General features: G+C 70.5%; 20 protein-coding genes. 11 read left to right on the forward strand and 9 right to left on the reverse strand.

Translation table 11 applies throughout. The annotated features are described in order from the left end of the window. Nucleotides 1-65: 65 nt before the first annotated feature. The 3 genes from OHT51_RS02050 (at nucleotide 66) to OHT51_RS02060 (ending at nucleotide 2,677) form a co-directional block, all read left to right on the forward strand. Nucleotides 66-344: a polyprenyl synthetase gene (locus OHT51_RS02050; RefSeq protein WP_328877126.1), complete on the forward strand. Its 279-nt coding sequence runs from the start codon at nucleotides 66-68 to the stop codon at nucleotides 342-344. Beyond that, the gene (locus OHT51_RS02055) at nucleotides 334-1,389 is read left to right on the forward strand and encodes a polyprenyl synthetase family protein (protein WP_328877127.1); all 1,056 of its coding nucleotides are present in this window, start codon (nucleotides 334-336) and stop codon (nucleotides 1,387-1,389) included. The genes OHT51_RS02050 and OHT51_RS02055 overlap by 11 nt, the downstream gene beginning before the upstream one ends. 127 nt (nucleotides 1,390-1,516) lie before the next feature. Next, complete coding sequence (locus OHT51_RS02060; protein WP_328877128.1) at nucleotides 1,517-2,677, forward strand: oxygenase MpaB family protein; 1,161 nt, start codon at nucleotides 1,517-1,519, stop codon at nucleotides 2,675-2,677. Between the two features lie 95 nt (nucleotides 2,678-2,772). Here OHT51_RS02060 and OHT51_RS02065 read toward each other — a convergent pair whose 3' ends face one another. Beyond that, complete coding sequence (locus tag OHT51_RS02065; RefSeq protein ID WP_328877129.1) at nucleotides 2,773-3,030, reverse strand: hypothetical protein; 258 nt, start codon at nucleotides 3,028-3,030, stop codon at nucleotides 2,773-2,775. 236 nt (nucleotides 3,031-3,266) lie between these two features. Then, nucleotides 3,267-3,482 (reverse strand): hypothetical protein, encoded by a 216-nt coding sequence (locus tag OHT51_RS02070; RefSeq protein WP_328884211.1) that lies wholly within the window; start codon nucleotides 3,480-3,482, stop codon nucleotides 3,267-3,269. A gap of 535 nt (nucleotides 3,483-4,017) precedes the next feature. Here OHT51_RS02070 and OHT51_RS02080 point away from each other — a divergent pair. Further along, entirely contained in the window at nucleotides 4,018-4,908 is an 891-nt protein-coding gene (locus OHT51_RS02080) for a PfkB family carbohydrate kinase (protein ID WP_328877130.1), read from the forward strand. 180 nt (nucleotides 4,909-5,088) lie between these two features. Here OHT51_RS02080 and OHT51_RS02085 read toward each other — a convergent pair whose 3' ends face one another. From OHT51_RS02085 to OHT51_RS02095, 3 genes are all read right to left on the reverse strand, one after another. Further along, a complete protein-coding gene (locus OHT51_RS02085; RefSeq protein ID WP_328877131.1) occupies nucleotides 5,089-5,316 on the reverse strand; it encodes a hypothetical protein in 228 nt (75 codons plus the stop codon). A gap of 151 nt (nucleotides 5,317-5,467) precedes the next feature. After that, nucleotides 5,468-6,901: a HAMP domain-containing sensor histidine kinase gene (locus tag OHT51_RS02090; RefSeq protein WP_328877132.1), complete on the reverse strand. Its 1,434-nt coding sequence runs from the start codon at nucleotides 6,899-6,901 to the stop codon at nucleotides 5,468-5,470. Continuing rightward, nucleotides 6,898-7,608 (reverse strand): response regulator transcription factor, encoded by a 711-nt coding sequence (locus OHT51_RS02095; RefSeq protein WP_328877133.1) that lies wholly within the window; start codon nucleotides 7,606-7,608, stop codon nucleotides 6,898-6,900. The genes OHT51_RS02090 and OHT51_RS02095 overlap by 4 nt, the downstream gene beginning before the upstream one ends. 64 nt (nucleotides 7,609-7,672) lie before the next feature. On the opposite strand from OHT51_RS02095, the gene OHT51_RS02100 reads away from it, so the two are divergent. From OHT51_RS02100 to OHT51_RS02120, 5 genes are all read left to right on the forward strand, one after another. Then, nucleotides 7,673-8,866 carry a UDP-N-acetylglucosamine--N-acetylmuramyl-(pentapeptide) pyrophosphoryl-undecaprenol N-acetylglucosamine transferase gene (locus OHT51_RS02100; protein WP_328877134.1) on the forward strand — a complete coding sequence of 398 codons (1,194 nt, stop codon included), beginning with the start codon at nucleotides 7,673-7,675 and terminating at the stop codon, nucleotides 8,864-8,866. Beyond that, nucleotides 8,863-9,891 carry a GDP-mannose 4,6-dehydratase gene (locus OHT51_RS02105; protein WP_328877135.1) on the forward strand — a complete coding sequence of 343 codons (1,029 nt, stop codon included), beginning with the start codon at nucleotides 8,863-8,865 and terminating at the stop codon, nucleotides 9,889-9,891. The genes OHT51_RS02100 and OHT51_RS02105 overlap by 4 nt, the downstream gene beginning before the upstream one ends. 623 nt (nucleotides 9,892-10,514) lie before the next feature. Further along, nucleotides 10,515-10,760, forward strand: a complete 246-nt coding sequence (locus OHT51_RS02110) for a DUF5302 domain-containing protein (protein ID WP_328877136.1) — start codon at nucleotides 10,515-10,517, stop codon at nucleotides 10,758-10,760. A gap of 262 nt (nucleotides 10,761-11,022) precedes the next feature. Then, entirely contained in the window at nucleotides 11,023-12,612 is a 1,590-nt protein-coding gene (locus OHT51_RS02115) for a hypothetical protein (RefSeq protein WP_328877137.1), read from the forward strand. A gap of 428 nt (nucleotides 12,613-13,040) precedes the next feature. Beyond that, the gene (locus OHT51_RS02120; RefSeq protein ID WP_328877138.1) at nucleotides 13,041-14,105 is read left to right on the forward strand and encodes a glycoside hydrolase family 5 protein; all 1,065 of its coding nucleotides are present in this window, start codon (nucleotides 13,041-13,043) and stop codon (nucleotides 14,103-14,105) included. A 127-nt stretch (nucleotides 14,106-14,232) separates the two neighbouring features. Here OHT51_RS02120 and OHT51_RS02125 read toward each other — a convergent pair whose 3' ends face one another. Next, nucleotides 14,233-15,462, reverse strand: coding sequence for an MFS transporter (locus tag OHT51_RS02125; RefSeq protein WP_328877139.1), 1,230 nt, complete (start codon nucleotides 15,460-15,462; stop codon nucleotides 14,233-14,235). A 267-nt stretch (nucleotides 15,463-15,729) separates the two neighbouring features. Between OHT51_RS02125 and OHT51_RS02130 the strand changes: the two genes are divergently transcribed. After that, the gene (locus tag OHT51_RS02130; protein WP_328877140.1) at nucleotides 15,730-17,952 is read left to right on the forward strand and encodes a DUF4139 domain-containing protein; all 2,223 of its coding nucleotides are present in this window, start codon (nucleotides 15,730-15,732) and stop codon (nucleotides 17,950-17,952) included. A gap of 34 nt (nucleotides 17,953-17,986) precedes the next feature. After that, nucleotides 17,987-19,546 carry a mucoidy inhibitor MuiA family protein gene (locus OHT51_RS02135; protein ID WP_443052690.1) on the forward strand — a complete coding sequence of 520 codons (1,560 nt, stop codon included), beginning with the start codon at nucleotides 17,987-17,989 and terminating at the stop codon, nucleotides 19,544-19,546. Nucleotides 19,547-19,566: 20 nt separating this feature from the next. Here OHT51_RS02135 and OHT51_RS02140 read toward each other — a convergent pair whose 3' ends face one another. From OHT51_RS02140 to OHT51_RS02150, 3 genes are read right to left on the reverse strand one after another with little or no spacing between them, the layout of a single operon-like run. Further along, nucleotides 19,567-20,232 carry a dihydrofolate reductase family protein gene (locus OHT51_RS02140; RefSeq protein WP_328877142.1) on the reverse strand — a complete coding sequence of 222 codons (666 nt, stop codon included), beginning with the start codon at nucleotides 20,230-20,232 and terminating at the stop codon, nucleotides 19,567-19,569. Then, a complete protein-coding gene (locus OHT51_RS02145; protein WP_328877143.1) occupies nucleotides 20,232-20,768 on the reverse strand; it encodes an SRPBCC family protein in 537 nt (178 codons plus the stop codon). The genes OHT51_RS02140 and OHT51_RS02145 overlap by 1 nt, the downstream gene beginning before the upstream one ends. Then, nucleotides 20,765-21,115 (reverse strand): ArsR/SmtB family transcription factor, encoded by a 351-nt coding sequence (locus OHT51_RS02150; RefSeq protein WP_328877144.1) that lies wholly within the window; start codon nucleotides 21,113-21,115, stop codon nucleotides 20,765-20,767. Before OHT51_RS02150 ends, OHT51_RS02145 begins: the two co-directional genes overlap by 4 nt. Nucleotides 21,116-21,218 lie beyond the last annotated feature (103 nt).

The following is a 21,218-nucleotide window of genomic DNA, read 5'->3' on the forward strand; positions in this document are numbered from 1 at the left end:
ACCGATGCTCGGAAGCACGGCGCGTGACCGGCGCCACTGGGACGTTCTGTGGGGTGGGGGAGAGCATGACGCGACAAGCGGGACGGCGTGACGGCTTGGACGAGCAGGCGGTGCTGCTCGTGGCCGGGCTGACCGATTTGGCGGTGAGCACGCTGGGCTCGGCCGTGGGGACGCTGCGAGGGCTGCTGCGCCGCTCGGATTCCGCAGAGCTGGCAGCGCAGGCCGAGAACGAGCTGATGGCGCGCGGGCGCCTGGCCCTGGATCGGTACGCTGCCGTGCCCCCGGCCCACCTGGAGATCCTCGCCCGGCACGCGCAGTCCCGGAAGGCCGCCGATGGCATCTGACCGGTGGGAGCCGGCCGTATTCAAGACCCGAATCGACGAGGTACTGCACCAGTTCGTCGCCCAGGAGGCCGACCAGTTCGCCGCGATCGACCCGCTCCTGACCCCGGTGGCCGAGCAATTGGAGGCGGCGGTCGCGGAGGGCAAGCGGCTGCGGGCGGCCTTCTGCTACTGGGGCTGGCGTGCGGTGGGGCAGCCGGACAGCGACGCACTGGTGCGTGCGGCGGCCTCCATGGAGCTGGTGCACGCCGCCGCAGTCGTGCACGACGATCTCATCGACGACAGTCCGCTGCGGCACGGGCGCCCCACAGCGCACATCGCGCTGCGTGGTGCCGTGCGGCGCCGTCCGCGCAGCGACGCCAATGCGAGGTCGCTGGCGATGCTGGTCGGGGACCTGCTGATGGCGCTGGCCGGGCAGTTGTTCGCCACCAGCGGGCTGCCCGCCGCATACCTCGCCCGGGCTCGCCCCCTGTGGTCGGTGATGGCTCGCGAGCTGATCGCGGGCGAGTGCCTGGAGATCCTGCGCACCGGAGCCGGTCCGGACACCACCGCGTCGCTGAAGGTGATCCGCTACAAGACCGCCAAGTACACCGTCGAGCAGCCCCTGTTGATCGGCGGCGCCCTGGCCGGGGCAGGGACGAGGCTGCGTGAGGGCTACTGCGCATACGGGCTGCCGCTGGGCGAGGCGTTCCAGCTGCGGGACGACCTGCTCGGCCTGTTCGGAGACCCGGAACGCACCGGTAAGGCCAACGCCGACGACGTGCGCGGCCACCGGCCCACGGCCCTGCTGGCAGAGACCTGGCGCCTTGCCGGTGACGCAGACCGCGAACGGCTGCGCGCCCTGCTCGGCCGGCGCCGTCCGGACGCGGATGCGCTGGACGCGGTGCGCGAGGTGATGCGCCGGCTCGGGGCACCCGACCGCATCGAGGACATGATCAGCGCACGCGTCCAGGAGGCACTCGGAGCTCTCCACGAGCTGGCCGTACCGGCACATGCCACGAGTGCTCTGGCCACGCTGGCGCAGTCCGCGGCGGACCGCCAGTCCTGAACTTTTACATCCCGGTTGGCACAACCACGCCATGCCCGGCCGAGGACCCTCCGACCGGCCGCCGCCCCCCATCGGTCGTCGACCCCCGTCGGTCGTCGACGGTCCCGAAGAAGCAAGGAGCCCCGCCATGACCTACACCGAGGCATCCATGGACGCCCTACGGCACGGCGGCGACGAACTCGCCGACGCCACCGTCGCCGCACTCTTCGAAAGCGGCCAGGTAGGCACGTTCAACACCCTGATGCGCTACGTCTCCACCGCCGGGGCTCCCCTGCCGGACGGGCTGCCCGATGTCGCCCGGGAGTACCTTGAGGCCACCCGAGTCCCGCCGTCCTGGGTGGACTGGGCGGAGATGGAGAAGGCCCGGCTCTTCTTCATCGACAACAACGTGCACATCTCCACCGCGCTCTCCTTCGCCTCCATGCCCGCCTGCTACGTCGTCCCGCACGTCGCAAGACTGCTCTCGGCCACCCACGGACTGAAGCACCCCTCCAAACGCATGGCGGAGACGGGTCAGTTCACCGTCTACCTGATGCAGCCGGACGCCTTCGAGAGCGGCAGCCGCTTCATCCCCGCCGCCCAGAAGGTGCGCCTCCTGCACGCCTCCATCCGCCACCACCTCAAGCGCGAGAACCGGTGGGACACCATCGCGCTGGGGACGCCGATCTGCCAGGAGGACATGATCGGCGGTCAGATGTTCTTCTCCCTGCTCGTCCTGGACAGCCTGCACCGCCTCGGCATCCACTTGTCACAGGAAGGCGCCGAAGCCTACTTCTACGCGTGGCGCGTCGTCGGGGCCATGCTCGGCGTCGACCAGGACGCGGTCCCCGAAACCCTGGAGGAGGCGCGCGCGTTCCTCGATCTGTACATGATCCGGCACATGGGGCCCTCCGAGGAGGGCACGCACCTGACCCGGCAACTCATCGACCTCTACGAGGAGGTCGTGCCCGGCACCTTCTTCGATCCGATCGTCTCCGCCCTCATCCGCCACCTCATCGGCGACACCTGCGCCGACTGGCTCCACGTGCCGCTGACGCCATGGGACGGCGTCGTCAAGGCCCTGCCCCACCTCCTCGGCATCCTCGAAACCATCGAGGACCGCTCCCCGCTCGGCGCCTGGGCCCTGGACCGTCTCGGCCACCTGACCACCGTCCTCGAGCTGTCCTCCCTCACCCGCGGGCGGGTCATGCACTACGCCATCCCCGAACAGCTCAAGCAGGACTATGGCGTCTCCCGAGACGTGCCGCGCACCCATCGATGGAACCCACCGGCGGCCACGGTCTCTTGACCCACTCGCTCAACCTCCGTGGCATCGGTCGTGCCTCGCAGCGGTAGCCACCGGAGGCTCGATTGACGGATGAGTGCAGCGACGGTGCAGGGATGTCAGATCACGGGCTGGCCCTGAGGGCCTCCTTGGCTGCCCCGGTCAACTGGCGCACCGTCCTGAGCAGGGCTGCGAACACCTGCCGTTCGTCGGTCCTCGGGGCGGCCGGCCCGGTACACGGGGTTCTCCGCCATGTCCACGGCGTGCTCCGGGTCGAGCAGCAGCGGGCGCCCTGCGACGATCCGACAGATGGCGTTGTCCGATGCCGTGAGCTCGACGGCTGAGGTGAGCCCGTCGCGCTTGCTCCTGCTGGTCATCTCCGTCCTGGAGCGCCGGCAGGAGACCGTCCTGCGGCGCTCACTGGGCGCGACCCGGAAGGTCCGGAGAAGTGGAGGGCATCGGCCTCGGACGAGAGTGTCTTCGAAGGGCGGGATCGCGCCGCGGGCGAGGTCAAGTGGCCCACCTGAATCTCGATCTGTTCGACCTCCCCTGAGCCGATGTCCCGGTCGGGGTGGGCGCGGCGAGCCTCCGTACGGGACAACGTGGAGTGACGTCAGACCTCGTGCGGGGCGAAGAGTTCGAGATGGCCGCAGGAAGAACACCGGTAGGCATCTATCCGGTACCGCGGACGCCCCCAGCGCTTGGCTCCACCGAAGATGCCCCGCTCCAGTGGCCCGGGTATCCAACGGGAATACCCACTCGCGTGGTCGCCGCCGTCTTCAACGAACCCGGGCTGCAGATCAGCGGCCTGGCACTGGGTGCACTTGATTTCCACGGACGTACTGTAGGGGAGGCCGGGATGGGATGCCGCGCAGGTGCCCCGGGACAGCGCGGCCCGCTTCGTCAGGATCGCGTACCGGAAGCCACGTCGCCGCAGATACTCGCGGATGCGGCGGGCCGACCGGCACGGATCGAGCCGGAGTTGCCTGTCATCCGTCGCCGGGGCCTTCTGGAGGCTGGCTCCCTCGACGTCGAGATCGGGAAAGATCCGGTTCAGCCGGCGCGGCAGCCACCAGGCGCTCCGGCCGGCGAGAGCGAGCACCGCCGGTACGAGCGTCACGCGGACGGCGACGGCGTCGATCGCCACACCGCTGGCCAGGGCGAGCACGGCGGGTTTTGATCAGGGAGTGCGTCTGTGCAAGGGACACGTTGGACGCGGCGGTCAAGCCACCAGCGGGCGGGCGGATGGGTCACGGCGGGCCGGGGCACGGATGAAGGAACCGGGCCCGTTGATCTCGGGGGAGCGGCGAGTCCACGACGTGACTCCCCGGGCGCGGCGCCGGGGCGAGAGGAGTTGTAACTGGATGGGGCCACGAAAGACAAGCCGACCTGACGGGCTGTTCGTCGGCCTGTGCACACTGGATGTCATCCAGCTCGTCGATCACGTCCCAGCGCCCGACGAGAAACTCACCGCCCGCGAACAGACCGTGGCAGCCGGCGGCCCGGCTGCGAACGCGGCCGTGACCTTCGCTTACCTGGGGGGCTCAGCCAGGCTGCTCACGGCGATCGGCTCCCACCCGCTGGGGCTCGCGATCAAGGCCGACCTGGAGCGGGCAGGAGTGACCGTGTCGGACCTGGCCGTTCAGTCGACCGACCCGCCCGCTGTGTCCTCCATCATGGTCACCGCCTCCAGCGGACAACGCGCCGTCGCCTCGACCAATGCCTCCGGACACCGGCTCGCCCCACCCGACGATCTGGACCCGCTGGTGGCAGCCTGCGACATCGTCCAACTCGACGGCCATCACATGGAACTGGCCACGGCCACCGCCCGAGCCGCGCGAGACGCCGGCCGCCGCATAGTCCTCGACGCAGGCAGCTGGAAGCCGGGGACACAGGACCTCCTGCCGTGGATCGACGTGGCCGTCTGCTCCGCCGATTTCCACCCGCCTGGCGCCCACACCCCCACCGACACTCTGCAATTTCTCGGACGCCACGGGGTCGCCTGGACGGCGGTCACGCAGGGAGGCGGGCCCATCGTGTGGGCAGGCCCCGACGACAGCGGGACCATCGCGGTGCCCACCGTGCCGGTGGCGGACACTCTCGGCGCGGGAGACATCCTGCACGGAGCCCTCACCCATCACCTCGCCGACAAGCGGCACCTGACCGCTCAGAGCTTCGTCCAAGGCCTGCACGCCGCCGCCCTCATCGCCTCACAGGCCTGCGCCTCGTTCGGCACCCGAGCCTGGATGCACTGATCAACAACTGGTCAACATTGGGTCCGATTTTCGCTGTTGCAAGATGCCAGCCACCCGCCGCCCAGCGGAACCGTTACGCCACATCGTTCGGCATCTGACCATCGGGATCTACCATCGGCATCTGGCCAACCGCGGCGTGCGGGGCACGGTCCCACACCGGCCCTGACGTGCCTGCCCACCTCAACCTGCCCACGTTCCGGACAACGTCAGCACCACGCTCACCCCTGCGACGAGCACCATGCACAGGCGCAGCCACCTCGCGAAGTTGTCGCCGTCCTCCCCCACCTCTGCTTCGGGCGAGGCACCGTCATCCGGGTGTGCGGCCAGGAGACAGGCGCAGTACGGGCATCCCGCGGGGTCGGTCGGGGTCGGGGTCGCGCCGTCCAGCGCTGCGAACCAATCGTCCATGCGACGTTCAACCCACGGTCGGCCGGGCGGGCAACGTCCTCAGCGGTGTTCGAGGCCGGACCGCAACCTCGGATAGCCGTACGGCACATACCGCCGACCACTGCCGCACAGGCGGCGCTCCGTCGCCGTGTTCGCCGGAGCGTCAAGCGCTTCAACACGGAACCCGCAGCCGGAAGAGCGCCCCTCCCCCGGACGCGTGCTCGGCCGTCAGCTCGGCGTCGTGTGCGTGGGCGATCTGGCGGGCCATGGCCAGTCCGAGGCCGGAACCGGGCAGGGCACGGGCGGTGCGGGCCCGGTAGAAGCGGTCGAACACGTAGGGGAGGTCTTCGTCGGAGATGCCGGGTCCGTGATCGCGGATGGTCAGTTCCAGCGTGCCGGGGGCGGTGGTGAGGGTGACCTCGACGGGCCGGCCGGGCGGGCTGAACTTGGCGGCGTTGTCCAGCAGGCTCGACAGCAGCCGGGAGAGGCGGGCAGGCACACCGGCGACCGTGGCGGTGGGCACGTCGGGGTCGGCCGAGAGCGCGAAGGGCACGGCCGGCCAGTGATCGCGGGCTGCGTCGACGGCATGAGCCACGACGTCAGCCAGACGTACGTCCTCAATCAGCGGGTCCGGTTCCTCGTCCCGGGCAAGTTCGATCAAGTCGTTGACCAGGAGGGTCACTTCTCGCAGCTGGCGGGCGAGCGCGTTCGCCGCGCGGTCGCGCTGGGCGTCGTTGAGGCGGGAGGCCCTGGTCAGCAGTTCGGCGTTGGTGCGCAGCGCGGTCAGCGGGGTGCGCAGTTCGTGGGAGGCGTCGGCAACCAGGCGGCGTTGAGCGGTGACGGACTTCTCCAACTCGTCCAGCATGGTGTTGAAAGAGGCCGCGAGGCGGGTGATCTCGTCGTCCCTGCCAGAGCCTTTTGGCGGCAGCTCGATGCGGTGCCGGGCGTCGCGCGTGGAGGCGATGCGCTCCGCGGTGGCCGTGAGCCGACTGACCGGTGCCAGACCCGTGCGGGAAACCCAGGATCCGAGCACACCCGCCAGCACCACGCCGGCCCCGCCCATGACGGTGAGCAGTACCGCGGCCTGCCGGACCCCTCGGTCGACGGTGTCGGCACGTACGGCGACCTGGATGGCTCGGCCTTCGTCCAGTGGCGTGGTGAGCATCCTGGCGCTGTGGCCCGCCAGTCGCACCTCGCTGTAGTAGGGCCCGTGGGCGCCTGCGGCGACCTCGCGGGTGGTGTCGGTCACGGGCAGCAGGTACGGCTGCTCCGGGTCGTCAGCGGGCTGCGCGGGGATCAGCTGGGCGCAGGCCGGGGCGGCGAGGAAGCGGCACTGGCCCTGCACGACGCCGGGCGGCTCGTGCCGGTACTGCTGGGCCGCGAGTCGCGCCGACTGGGTCAGGTGCAGGTCGAGCTGGTGGAGCAGTTGGTGACGGATGACCAGGAAGGCTGCGGCGCACAGGCCTACGGCGACGGCCGCCACCGCCAGGGACGCGGTCACGGTCAGGCGGGTTCGCAGGGGGCGGCGACGCAGCCATCGGGCGTGCCGGCGTCGACCGTTTCGTTGCGGCTCGGGCTGCGAGCGGTGGCGTCGTGCTGCGGTCATGGCAGGTCCAGCCGGTAGCCGACTCCGTGCACCGTGTGGACGAGCCGGGGCTCGCCGTCCGCCTCCAGCTTTCGGCGCAGATAGCCGACGTAGACGGCGAGGGAGTTGGACTCGGGGCCGAAGTCGCGGCCCCAGACCCGTTCCAGGATCGTCTCCCGGGGCAGGACCTGTCCGGGGTGCCGCAGCAGCAGCTCCAGCAGGGAGAACTCGGTGCGGCTGAACTCGATCGCGCGCCCTGCCCGGCGTCCGGTCCGGGTTGCCGGGTCGACCACGAGGTCGGCGAAGCCCAGCTCGCTGCCCGCGTCCGGCTCGGCCACGGCGGTACGGCGCAGCAGGGCCCTGATCCGTGCCACCAGCTCGTCCAGCGCGAACGGCTTGACCAGGTAGTCGTCGGCTCCTGCCTCCAGACCGTCCACCCGCTCACTGACAGAGCCGAGGGCCGTGAGCACCAGCACCGGCGTACGGTCGCCGAGGGAACGCAGGCAACGGCAGACCGCGAGGCCGTCCAGGCCGGGGAGCATGACGTCGAGCACCACGGCGTCGGGCTCCCAGTCGGCGATGGCGGTCAGCGCCGCCATGCCGTCCTCCGCACCGCGCACCTGATAGCCCTCGACGGCGAGCCCGTCCTCCACGGCGTACCGCACCTCCGGCTCGTCGTCGACCACCAGAACCTTCGGTGCGCTCGGGCACCCACCATCACCACTCATGGCAGACAGCCTGCCAAAACGCGCTCTTAGGAACTTCTTAGAGGCGGTCAGCAGCGTGATCGCCATGAGGACACCGCACATATCCCAGGCCCGGCTGTCGGTGGTGATCGGCGCGGGCGGCACGGGTGGGCACATCTATCCCGGTCTGGCCCTGGCGGACGCGCTGCGGCGAGCCGCGCCCGACGCCGTGATCTCCTTCGTGGGCACCGAGCGCGGGCTGGAGACCCGGCTCATCCCCGAGGCCGGTTACCGCCTCCACACCGTCGACATGATCCCGTTCGATCCGTCGCTCGGCGCCAGACGCTTCCTGCTGCCGGCGGCGCTGATCAAGTCCGGCACCCAGGCCAAGGCGGTGCTGCGCGCGCAGGGCGCGCAGGTCGCGGTCGGCATGGGCGGCTACCCGAGTGCCCCGGTGATCGTCGGGGCGCGGATGGCCGGGCTGCCCAGCGTCATCCACGAATCGAACGCGGTCCCCGGACGTGCCAACCGGTTCGCTGCACTGCTCACCGACCAGATCACCCTGGCCTTCGAGGAGAGCCGGGGGCACCTGACCGGCAGTCGGCACGCCGACGTCGTCGGCATGCCCATCGCGGCGGGACTGGCCGCGCTGGACCGAACGGGGCAGCGCGCGGAGGCCCGGAGGGGGCTCGGGGTTCCGGTCGAGGGCCGACTGCTGGTGGTCAACGGCGGCAGCCTGGGGGCAGCCCGGCTCACCGCAGCGGCCACCGGCCTCGCCCAGCGCTGGCGGCACCGGACCGACGTACACCTGCTGATCAAGACCGGACCTGCCGCCCTGGACGAGACCCGCCGACAGCTCGCCGTGACCGGTGGCGACCGGGTGGCGACCGCCGTGCCCTATCTCGACCGCATGGACCTGGCGTACGCGGCCGCCGACCTGGCCGTCTGCCGCGCGGGGTCCGCGACCGTCGCCGAGCTCGCGACGACCCGTACACCGGCCGTCCTGGTGCCCTACCCGTACGCGCCGGGCGACCACCAGACCCACAACGCCAGGGTCCTGACCGACGCGGGCGCCGGACTGCTGCTGCCCGACGCCGAAACCGACGCCGACCGCCTGGCCGCCCTCACCGAGCCACTGCTGTCCGAGCCGTCCCGGCTGGCCGCCATGTCCGCCGCCGCGCACCCGGGCCGGCACGCACAGGCGGCCGACCTGCTGGCCGCCCATGTGCTGCGTCTGGCCGGCCGCCCCTCCCGCCACCCCATCCTTCCCACGACGACCGAAACGGAGATCGCCCGATGACCACCCCCACTCCCCAGCCCACGCCCGCCGACTTCGACTGGACCGGACGCACCGTGCTGGTCACCGGCGCCGAGGGTTTCATCGGTTCCACTCTCGTCGATCTCCTCGTCTCCCGAGGTGCCCGCGTCCGCGCCTTCGTCCACTACAAGCCCTACGGCGACAAGGGCCACCTCGCCTCCTATCTCGCCGACCCGCACAGCCCCGTCGAGATGCTCGCCGGCGACGTCCGGGACGCGGGGCGGGTCATGGACGCGGTCGAGGGCTGCGACACCGTCTTCCACCTCGCCGCGCTGATCGGCATCCCCTACAGCTACGACTCCCCCGGCGCCTACGTCCAGACCAACATGGTCGGCACCGAGAACGTGGCCGAGGCCTGCCGCCGGCACCAGGTGCGGCGCCTGGTGCACACCTCCACCAGCGAGGTCTACGGCACCGCACGTACCGCACCGATCAGCGAGGACCACCCGCTCCAGCCGCAGTCCCCCTACTCCGCCTCCAAGATCGGCGCGGACATGATGGCGCTGTCCCACTGGCACGCCTTCGAGCTGCCGGTGACAGTCGTACGCCCCTTCAACACCTACGGCCCCCGGCAGTCCGCCCGTGCGGTGATCCCCACCATCCTGTCCCAACTGCACGCCGGAGCAAGGCAGATCAAGCTCGGCTCACTCACGCCCACCCGCGACTTCACCTACGTCACGGACACCGCCCACGGCTTCCTGGCCCTGGCCGCCTGCGACCGCGCCCTCGGCCACAGCGTCAACCTCGGCACCGGGCAGGAGATCTCCGTCGGAGACCTCGCCAAGGCGCTCATCAACGCCTCCGGCCGCGACGCCGAGATCGTCGTCGACCCGAGCCGACTGCGGCCGACGGGCAGTGAGGTCCATCGGCTGCTGTCCGACAACTCCCGCGCCCGTGAGTGGGCCGGCTGGGAGCCGCAGGTTCCGCTCGAGGAAGGACTGCGGCGCACCTCCGACTGGGTCGCCGACAACCTCCACCTCTTCGCCGCCGACCGCTACCAGGTCTGATCAAGCCACGGTCCGCAGCACATCGTCCACACCGGCGGCCCACACAAGCCATGTGGGCCGCCGACACCCTCACGGCGATCTGTGGTGCGGCGCATGCCTGCTGCGCAAGGAGAGCACCCCTGAGAAGGTCTGTCGCCGACTGCTCCGCGAGGCCAGACTGTGGCACCGCGCTCCGGCAGCATCGACGCCCCGCTCGTGACCTGCCCCGCCTGCACACGCCAGCAACGGCAAACTACGGGGCCGGCCAACTGATCCGACCTGGCCGCGCCGAGCTCGGCGACCGACCCGCCGGGCCGCACCACCACCTACGGCTGCCCCGGCGCAGCGGGACGTGCTGCTGAACGGCCGTCACCCGCAGCCGCGTCCCGGGACACACGCCCGCAAGCGGGTGATCGACGCCGCAACCCGGCGCACGAGGTGCGCACTTGGCTCGCCGCGTTCGCCGCGCGGAGCACCGGGCGGTCCTTACGAGGTCACCTAGCGCTTCCACCCGCCCATCCCCGAGTACATCGCCCTGCCGGGGTGTGGGACGGGCGGCGGATCGCTCGACGCCGGACGCGGGGCCGGCGCGGGCCCCAGCATGACAAGCTGTGCTCACACTGCCCGAACCCAGGAAGGTCACCATGACTACAGAGTCTCCACAGCAAGAAGGTTCGGAGCCGGTCGAACCCGAGAGCCCTGCCCTGGCGCCCGACGAGGAGGGCCAGTACGACCTGAAGGGCAAGTTCCGGGAGGCCCTGGCGCGCAAGCGTGCCAGGCAGGAGGAGGACGCGGCGACCCTGTCTGCGAGCAGCGACGCGTCGAAGATCCGAGGTGCGCACGGCCCGGCCGCCAGTCAGCGGTCGTTCCGGCGAAAGAGCGGCGGCTGAGTTTGCCCCTTCGGTTCCTCCCGCGCCGGCGGGAGGAACGCCTTCTGTCCGGTGCGCCGGGGGCAGCGCAGGCGGCTGCCGAAGAGGCACGTGGGCACATGGGCACGTGCAATGAGTGCCCCGAAACCCGGACCACTGCGATCGCTGGGCCCGGCAAATGATTCCAGTCCCTTGAAAAGTCCCGCATCTGCGTGGACACCTCAAGGGCCGGCTCCTACCCTCACCGACGGCGCGGCATCGTCGTACGCAACCAAGGAGTCGCATGTCCTTACCAGCAGTCAGACGTGCCTCGGCCGTCGCCCTGACCGTGGCAGCCACGCTGGTGGCCGCCACGGTCCCCGCGCAGGCGGACCCGATCCCGAAGGCGCCCGGCCACCGTCTCGTCGCCTCCTACTCGGGCGAACCCGCCGAGCCCGAGCCGTTGCCCGGCGAGCAGCCGCCTCAGCATCCCTACATGGCGGCCAACGGCCGCAGCGGCATGCACGCCGACGCCTGGGGCAGCGCGACGTACCCGTGGAGCGGCCCTCTGGGCAATGCGCCGGAGGTCAGCAGCGAGAAGATGGCGGCCCTCGGCGGCGAGTGCGCGAACGTGACCTTCGACAGGGCAGGACGGATCGTCACGGTGTGCGGGACGTTCACCGGGTTCCTGGTCAAGTTGCTCGATCCCCGTACGCTCGCGACCTTGGCGGAGTACAAGCTGCCGCAGCGCCCGTCCACCGTGGAAGCGATCACCCGGCTGGACTTCTCCCGGATCTTCAAGGACACGTCCGGGGGCGCGTACTCGTACCTGGACGATGAGGACCGCCTGGTGCTCGCGGACTCGCGGCAGCACATCATCCGTCTCGCCCACCGTCAACAGCCCGACGGCAGCTGGGAGTTCACCGTCGCCGACGACTGGAACCTGACCGGCCACATCCCGCACGACTGCGTGACCTGGACCAACCTGTACCCCAGCGGGGAGTGCGACCCCATCACGTCGGTGCTGCCGGACTGGCAGGGCCGCATCTGGTGGGTCACCCGGCAAGGCCGCGTCGGTACCGTCGACCCGGGAACGGGCGCTGTCCGTTCGATTCGTCTGGCCGGCGAGGAGATCCAGAACTCCTTCTCGGTTGCCGCCGACGGTGTGTCGATCGTCTCCGACCATGCCCTGTACGAGTTCACCGCCACGGCGGACGGAACACCGTCCGTGGTGTGGCGGCAGGCCTACGACAGGGGCACCGGCAGCAAGCCGGGTTCCGTCAACCAGGGTTCGGGTACCACCCCGGACATCTTCGGCCCCGACGGGAAGTACGTCGCGATCACCGACAACGCCGACGACCGCATGAACGTGCTGGTCTACCGGCGCGGCACCGGCGTGCCGGCCGGCGAGCGGGTCCTGTGCAAGGTTCCGGTCTTCGGCTCCGGCGCATCCACGACCGACAACTCCCTGATCAGCTGGGGAAACAGCCTCGTCCTCGAGAACAACTACGGCTACGAGAACGTCGGATCGCTCACCTTCGCAAAGAGCGTCGTCGGCGGCGTCACCCGCATCGACGTCCGCCCCGACGGCAGCGGATGCCACACCGTTTGGGAGACAAGCGAGCGAGCCCCGTCCGTCGTGCCGAAGCTCTCCACCGCCAACGGCCTGATCTACCTGTACACCAAGGACCCCAACTCCATTGGCGTCGCCGCCTGGTACCTGACGGCCGTCGACTTCCGCACGGGCGCCACGCGGTGGAAGCAACTCGTAGGGACCGGCCTTCTCTACGACAACAACTGGGCACCGGTCACCATCGGCCCTGACGGCACCGCATACACGGGCGTCTTCAACGGACTCACGTCCGTACACGACGGGGACCAGGGCCGGCGATGAACGTGCTGGTCGCAGCCGGTTGTTGAGGGCTGCGACCAGCGTACGGCGGTGGACGCCGCCCCGGTGACAGATCGGCGTCCCCGCAGGCCTGCCGGACTCGGGTCGGCGAACCGCACGACCCTCCGAGAGCCAGGTGCGTGACCACTCCGCACGCCGGGCTGACGGGGACCGGGCCGCAACAACGCCCCTCGGCTCGGCGAGCGGCAACCGCGAGCAGCTCCAGCGCGCCCGCAACCGGGCCGGCCGCCAGGCTCGTTCCTTGGCGGAGGGCCCGGCTCCGCGTATGCCTCTCAGTCACATACGCGAACCACATCTCTGTGAATGCCGAAGCAATTGTGGATGACGACAGGGCTCTTGTAGCCCCAAGTGGGCTCTGCTTTCCTGGTTAGGAAAGTTTCCTATCAATCCCCCACCTGAACGAGGTTCATATGAGGGCATCACCTCTGTCGCTTCGGCAGGGTGCGGTAGCCGCCGCGCTCGGCAGCATCCTCCTGCTCCTCCTCAGCGTCATCCCGACCGGCACCGCCCGAGCGGCCGGCACGGATCAGCGTGCCGCGGCCGCCACGCCGGTCTCCGTCAACGGCCAGCTCAGAGTCTGTGGCACCAAGCTCTGCAACAGCCGCGGGAACCCCATCCAGTTGCGAGGCATGAGCACCCACGGCACCCAGTGGTACCCGCACTGCCTGACCAGCGGTTCGCTCGACGCCCTGGCCGGCGACTGGAAGGCCGACGTCCTGCGCGTCTCGACCTACGTGCAGGAGGGCGGCTACGAGACGAACCCGCAGCACTTCACCAACCTCGCGAACTCCCTGATCCAGCAGGCGACCGACCGCGGCATGTACGTGATCGTCGACTGGCACATGCTCACCCCGGGCGACCCCAACACGAACCTGAGCAAGGCCCGGCAGTTCTTCACCGACATCGCCAACCGCAACAAGGATAAGAACAACGTCCTCTACGAGATCGCCAACGAGCCCAGCGGCGTGAGCTGGTCACGGATCAAGAGCTACGCGGAGCAGATCATCCCGACCATCCGCACCATCGACTCCGACGCTCCCGTGCTGGTCGGAACCCGCGCATGGTCCTCGTTCGGTGTCTCCGAGGGCGCCAACGAGTCGGAAGTGGTGAACAACCCGGTCAGGGCGTCCAACATCATGTACACCTTCCACTTCTACGCGTACTCGCACCGCGACGAGTACCTGGCGACCCTCTCCCGCGCCGCCGACAAGCTCCCGGTGTTCGTCACCGAGTTCGGCACCCAGAACTACGCAGGCGAGGGCAGCAACGACTTCGCCATGTCGCAGCGCTACCTCGACCTCATGGCCTCCAAGAAGATCAGCTGGACGAACTGGAACTTCTCCGACGACAACCGCTCCGGCGCCGTCTTCAAGACCGGGACGTGCGACAGGTCCGGCCCCTGGACCGGCACCTCGCCGCTGAAGCCTGCCGGAGTCTGGATTCGCGAGCGCATCATGTCGCCGGACACCTGGTAGTCCCGGGAACAACGGGCAGTCGCCGGACAACTGGTAATGGGCGAACGTAAATGAGTGTGATCGAACCGGTGGCCTGTGTGTCTCACACAGGCCACCTCATCTTGCGAAGCGACGTCGCCGGCCGGGGTCATCCCTTGGCCGGTGTGGTGGGTGCCGCCTCCGTGGGGCTTTCCGCAGCGGATGACGTGATCACTTCGGAGGTCGCGGAGCGTCCGCCACGCCGGTCCATGAGACCCCCCGTGAAGGCCAGGCCGAGGCCTGCGACGGCCAGGGCGGCGCCGACGAGGTTGGGCGACGCCCAGCCCCAGCCCGCGGAGATGGCCAGTCCGCCGAGCCAGGCGCCGCCCGCGTTGGCCAGGTTGAAGGCGGAGTGGTTGGAGGCCGCGGCCATCGTCGGGGCGTTCTTGGCCTTCGCCATGAGCAGCATCTGGACGGGGGTGGTGATGAGGGCACCCATCGCGCCGATGAAGGTGATCGTGACCAGGGCCGGAACGGTGCTGTGGACCGTGAAGTAGAACGTCACCAGTCCGGCCGCGAGCAGTGCCAGCCCCGCGTACAGGGTCGGGCGCAGGGCGCGGTCGGTGAGGGGGCCGGCCATCAGCGTGCCGACCGTCATGCCTACGCCGTACAGCGCGAGGACCAGAGTGGTCGAGGTGTCGGATATGCCCGTCAGGTGCGTCAGCATCGGCACGAGGTAGCTGTAGACGGCGAAGAAGCCGCCGAACCCGACCACTGCCGTGGCCAGGCCGATCGCGACCTGCCGGTTCTTCATGGCCCGCACCTCGTGGCGGATGCCGGCCTGCTGACCGCGCGGCTGGTGCGGGACGAACGCGGCCAGTGCGGCGAGCGCGACGAGCCCGATGACGGCGACGGCGACATAGGCGGACCGCCAGCCGAACTGCTGGCCTAGTGCGGTGCCGGCCGGGACGCCGACGATGTTCGCGACCGTCAGGCCGAGGAACATCATCGACACGGCGCGTGCGGCCCTTTCGGGGGCGACCAGCCTGGAGGCGACGACGGCGCCGACGCCGAACAGCGCGCCGTGCGGCAGTCCCGCCAGGAAACGTGCGGCGAACAGCAGGCCGAAGTTCGGGGCGAGCGCGGAGGCGATGTTGCCGACCACGAACAGTCCCGACAACAGCAGCAGCAGCTTCTTGTGCGGTATGCGTGCACCGATGCCGGTCAGAACGGGGGCACCGACGACGACGCCGAGCGCGTACGCCGACACGAGGTTGCCGGCGTGCGGCACCGACACCCCGATCCCGTCGGCGATCTGGGGCAGCAGCCCCATCGTGGCGAACTCGGTCGTGCCGATGCCGAAGGCGACAACGGCTAGGGCCAGCAGAGCCAGAGGCATGGTGCGGGGGAACCTTTCGAAGACAGCGGTCCGAGGACGAGCAGGACGAGGGAGCAGAGAAGGCCGAGGTCGGGGGGACACCCACCTCGGCCGGCCGCGTCGAGCACCGTTGCCCAGCGCGCCCCCACACAGGGCGAGCCCATGAACAGTGCAGCAGCGGCAGGAGACCGCACATTCCAAGATCCGGCCGCGTTTTGACGTGACCTATGTCATGCCTGGGCCTGGGCGTAGGCTTCGGTCGGCACGGACACAACGGGGGCGGAGTGTATGGAGTCTGAGGTAGCGCAGCGATGGGCGTCGTCGCTCGACGCGGTCGTGGTGTACGCGCAGGGTGCGCTCTGCACCCGGGTGGCGCGGGGCACCGTGCCGGCGGACGGCAGGGTGCGGGTGACGGGAATGCCCCGGTCGATGGACCCTGGCTCGCTGCGCGCAAAGGTCGTCGGTGACCAAGGCGTACGCGTCACCGAGGTGCGTGTGGAGGTGGATGCCGAACCCTCCGGCACCGACACCGCCGACACCTTGCGGCACGAGATGGAGAGGCTGCGCGACGTCTGCGCCGCGGCACGGGGCCGCCGTGACCGGCAGCTGATCCTCATCTCCGAAGTGACGGCGCTGCGCCCCGTTCCGCCGACCCGCAAGCCCGAGGACCCGCCCCGCCGTACCCCCGCCGACGCGTGGCTGCGGCTCGCCGAGTTCGTCGACGAGCGGCTGCGGGGCCTGCACCTCCGGCTCGTCGAACTGGAGGAGGACCTGCGCCGCGTCGAGCACGAACTCTCCGTGGCCACGGATCGCTGGGTCCGCGCCTCCACCGACGTGCAGCCCGGGCACGTCGCGACCACGGTCGTCGCGGTCCTGACGCTGGTCGGAACCGGAACCGGAAGGGGAACCAGCACCGGCACCGGCACCGGCACCGGCACTGTGGAACTGGAGCTTGAGTACGGTGTGCCGGGCGCCGTCTGGGTCCCTGCCTACCGTCTTACGCACCGTCAGGGCGACGACAGCGGCACCCTGGTACTGCGTGCCTCGGTCGCCCAGCGCACCGGAGAGGACTGGACCGGGGTCCGCGTCGGTCTGGCCACCGCTGATTTGCGGCGCCGCACCGACCTGCCGAGGCTGCGGTCGATCCGGGTCGGACGGCGGCAGCCCGTCCCCGCGCCCTCCGGCTGGCGGGAGCCCCCCGTGGGGCTAGCCGATCTCTTCTCCGGCTACGACGCGGCAGGGCCCCGCCCTGTTCCGGCCGCAGTGCCTGTGCCTGTGGCCGCGGCCGGTGCCTTCCCCCCGCCTCCGGTTCCGCAGGGGTACGGCACGCCCGCCGTGCCCGCACTCGCGCAAGTCCCCTCGCCGCCGGCATCGCTGGACTACACCTTGCCGCCCCCCATGCCCGGTACCGTCCCGCCGCCTCCGCCGGCACCGCTGGGATACGGCGCGCCGCCCCCTGCACCCGCTGAACTCACTGGCTTCGCCGGTGCTCCGCCGGCCGCGTTCGGCGCCGCCGGTCCGGCCCCGGCAGCGCCGAGGACGCCGTCAGGACGACCGAGCGGTGGGGCTGGGCCCGCGGCCAGGCGCGTCGCTGCGCCCGACGCCATGGCGTCGGCGGCTGCGGTCCAGGCAGGCCCGCCGCCTCCGCCGCAGTCATCGCCGGTGGCGGTCGGTCCGCCGCAGCCCAGCAGCGCGGAGCTCGACTACGCCGCGCTCGTGCTGTCCGGCGCCGAGGAGAACGACGGCCGCCGGGGCAGGCTCTTCCCTCACACGCCCTACGACGCGGTTGCGGACGAGTACCGCCGCAGCGCGGACGCGGTGTCCGGGCTGCCGTTGCCCGGACACGCCGTGCGGCCCCGCGAGTCGGCGGGCTCCTTCGACCACCGCTACGACGCCGTCGCCCGCGCCGACATCCCCTCCGACGGCACCTGGCACACCGTCACCGTCACCGACATCCCGGTCGGCCTGCGCACCGAGTACGTGTGCGTGCCGTCCGTGGAGCAGACGGTCTACGCCACGCTCGTGCTGTCCAACGCCACCGACCAGGCCCTGCTCGCTGGGCCGGTGGAGGTCACGAGCGACGATGACTTCCTGACGACCGCCGCTCTGCCCACGCTCGCTCCCGGCGGCGTTCGCCGGATGGGCCTGGGACCGGCCGAGGGCATCCGGGTCACCCGCCGCACGAACCTGCGCGAGTCGACATCGGGTCTGCGCAACAACACGACCGTGCTCGCCCACCAGATCCACGTGGAACTGGGCAACCGGCTGGCCCATCCCGTCACCGTCGAGGTCCACGAACAGGTTCCGGTCACCACCGAACCGGACGTCCGGATCGAGGAGCGGGCCGACTGGACAGCGCCCGAGCAGGACAGCGGCCCCGACCGGCACGCCCCGGGGACCCGCGTCTGGCGGGTGGACCTCCTCGCCGGCGGCAGCGCCACCCTCGACGGCGGCTACGACATCCGCGTCCCGGCCGCCAAGGCCCTGGTCGGCGGCAACCGCAGGAGCTGACACCATGCCCATGGACACAGACACGGACACGGACATGGATGCGGGCACCCGGCCGATCCCCCTGCCCGTCACAGCTGTCACCTGCCTGGAGGACCGCGCCCATATCGAGCGGACCGCCGAACTCGACCTGAGCGCAGGCATCCAGCGACTGCGCCTCGGGCCGATCAGCGCACTCGCGGTCGACCGCACGCTCCACGCGGAACTCACGGGCGACCACCGGGCGACCGTCCTCGACGTGCGGATCGTCCGCACCTGGACACCGCAGGCACCGCTGCCCTCGGCCGACGACTCCGCCCTGCGCACGCGGATCCGCGCCCTCGAACAGGAACACCTCACCCTCGGCCACGCACGCGACCGGCTGCGCGCCCGCCTCGACCTCCTCGGCCGGCTCGCCGCCGATCTGCTGCGGGACATCGCTGAAGGGACCGGCTACGGGGAGGCGGACGAATCCCGCTGGACCCGTGAACTGGACCGGATCGACGCCGAGCGCGACTCGTACGCCGAGCAACTCCGTGCCGCCGAAGCACGGTTGACGGCCCTCGCCAGAGAGTTGACGGAGGCCCAGCAGGCCATCGACCTGTCCGAGGAACAGCCCGCCGAATTGGTGGGCCATGTCGAGCTGACCGTACAGGCCGCAGTCGCCGAGCCGGTCCGGCTGCGTCTGACCCACCTCACCTCGTGCGCGCTGTGGCGCCCCGCCTACCGGGCCGTACTCGACGGGGAATCGCTGACGTTGGAGACCGACGCGATGGTCTGGCAGCGTACCGGCGAGGACTGGTCGGACGTACACCTCACGTTGTCGACGGCGCGCTCGGCACTGACCACCGAACCGCCGCAGCTGACCGAGGACCGTCTCACGCTCAAGGACCGCTCCGCCGCGGAGCGCCGCACGGTCGACGTGGAGCTGCGCGAGGAGGAGACCGCGGACCTCGGGCCGGCCCCGGTACTCGGTCTTCCTGGAGTGGACGACGGCGGCCGGACGCGTGTGCTGCACTCCCCCGCGCCCGTCTCCGTCCCCGCGGACGGCCGCGCCCACCGGGTACCGCTCACCGCCGTCACCGCCACCGCGAGCAGCGAGTACTCCTCCTCGCCCGAACTGTCGCCGCTGGTCACCCAAGTCGTGCGGTTCGACAACGTCTCCGGCCACGCGCTGCTGGCCGGGCCCGTGGACCTGGTTCGCGGCAGCGGATTCACCGGCCGCGGCACGCTGAGCTTCACCGCTCCGGGTGCCCCTGTCGAGCTCGCCTTCGGCAGCCACGACGACTACCGGGTGATCCGGCAGGCCGAAGAGTCCCGCGACACTGCGACGTTGACCCAGCGAACCGTCATCACCCGCACGGTCCGCCTGTACGTGTCCCGCTTCAACGCGCCAGGAGAACAGCGCGAGCAGGTCATCGCGCTTCGGGAGCGGATTCCGGTGTCCGAGGTCTCGGCGGTGGAAGTACGTCTGCGCAAGGAAGCGTGCGCCCCGGAGCCCGATGCGGTCGACGCCGACGGCATCGCACGCTGGGACCTGCGTCTGGCGCCCGGCGGACACCGCACGGTCACCCTGGTCTACGAGATCTCGGCGAGCGGCAAGGTCGCGGGACTGTGAGTTGCCGTGCGGTGCGCCGGCTACCGCTTCCCGACGGTGTAGGTCAGGTGGGTCACCCGGGATGACGCGTCCGTGCGGGTCTGCTCGAGGGCGAGGCGGGCCGGGTCCACACGGTCGAACAGGCGGATGCCGGTGCCGAACAGCACGGGCGCGAGGGTGATCGAGAACTCGTCGATCAGGCCGCCGTCCAGGTACTCCTGGATCGTCTCGGCGCCGCCGGCGATGCGGACGTCGCGGTCACCGGCGACCTCGCGGGCCTGGTCGAGGGCGCTGGTGATGCCGTCGTTGACGAAGTTGAAGGTGGTGCCGCCCGGCCGCTCCCACGGGTCACGCTTGGTATGGGTGACGACGAACACCGGGGTGTGGAACGGCGCCTCCTGAGGCCATGCCAGCTCGCCGGCGTCGAACATGCGCTTGCCCATGACGCTCACGCCGGTGCGCTCGTACGTCGCCCGTGCGATGTCGTTGTCGAGTCCTTCCTCGCCGCCCTCACCGAGCTTGAGGTTCTCCCTGAACCAGCGCTGCGGGAACGCCCACGCCTGCAGTTCCGACCATCTCGCCATCCAGCGTTGGACCCTCGGGTCGTTCTGGCCTTCGGGCGAGAACACGTCCTCGACGGGCACGGCCTCCGGGGCCATGAAGCCGTCGAGTGACATCGTCACGCTGAAGAACACCTTCCCGGCCATCAGCCTTCCGCTCCCTTCGGTGTGCTCTCGTTACGGGCGGTCTCGTTCGAGGTGAGTCGGGCGACGTAGTCCGCGAGGTTGCGCAGCGTCTGCTCGCCGCCCTCGATCGCGTGGTACTTCTCCACCGCGTCGTCGCGCAGTTCCTTGGTGGGGAACACCGTGCGCATCACGATCCGGGTCTCCTCGCCGGCCGACTCGAAGGTCAGGACCGACTCGAAGGCGTTGGGGTCGTCGCGGGACTCGCCGTGCACCAGCGCGATCCGCTCCGGCGGGACGATCTCGGTCCAGGTGATCCACTCCTGGTAGTCGGTCCCGTCCGGCCCGTGCATCACGAAGTCCCAGACCCCGCCCGCGCGGAACGCGAAGGACCGCGTCGTGGTGGTGAACCCGTCCGGTCCCCACCACCGCGACAGGTGGCGGACCTGCGTGAACGCCTCGAACACCAGCTCCCGTGGGGCGCCGATGTCCCTGGAGACCACGATCTCGCGGTCCGCGGTCGTGTGGTCATGCTCGCCGCCGTTACTGGTCGTCGTCATCCGGTGGTACCTCCCGTCTTGCCCTGTTTCAGATCTCGCACGTACTCGTCCAGCCGGTCGAAGGTCTCGTGCCAGAACTGTTCGAAGCCGCCCACCCACTCGTGGACCGGCCGCAGCCCGCGGGCGTCCAGGGCGTACAGCCGCTGCTTGCCCGCCCCGCGGACCCGCACCAGCCCGACCTCGCGGAGCACCCGCAGATGCTTGGACGTCTGCGGCTGGGTCATCCCCAGGTCCCGCGCCAGTTCGGTCACGGGCCGCTCGCCGCTCCGCAGGAGCAGCAGGATCTCCCGCCGCTGCGGTTCGGCGATCGCGTTGAACGCGTCCGAGGTCGTCGCCGCTCGTGCCATGCATCAATCATATGCCTATATCGGCATGCGTCAACGCGAGGACTGTCTGACCAGCGAACACCTCGGGCTGCGCCGGACGTGGACGACCCCAGGAGGGTCCGTC

This window comes from Streptomyces sp. NBC_00299 (assembly GCF_036173045.1).
Lineage (GTDB): Bacteria > Actinomycetota > Actinomycetes > Streptomycetales > Streptomycetaceae > Streptomyces > Streptomyces machairae.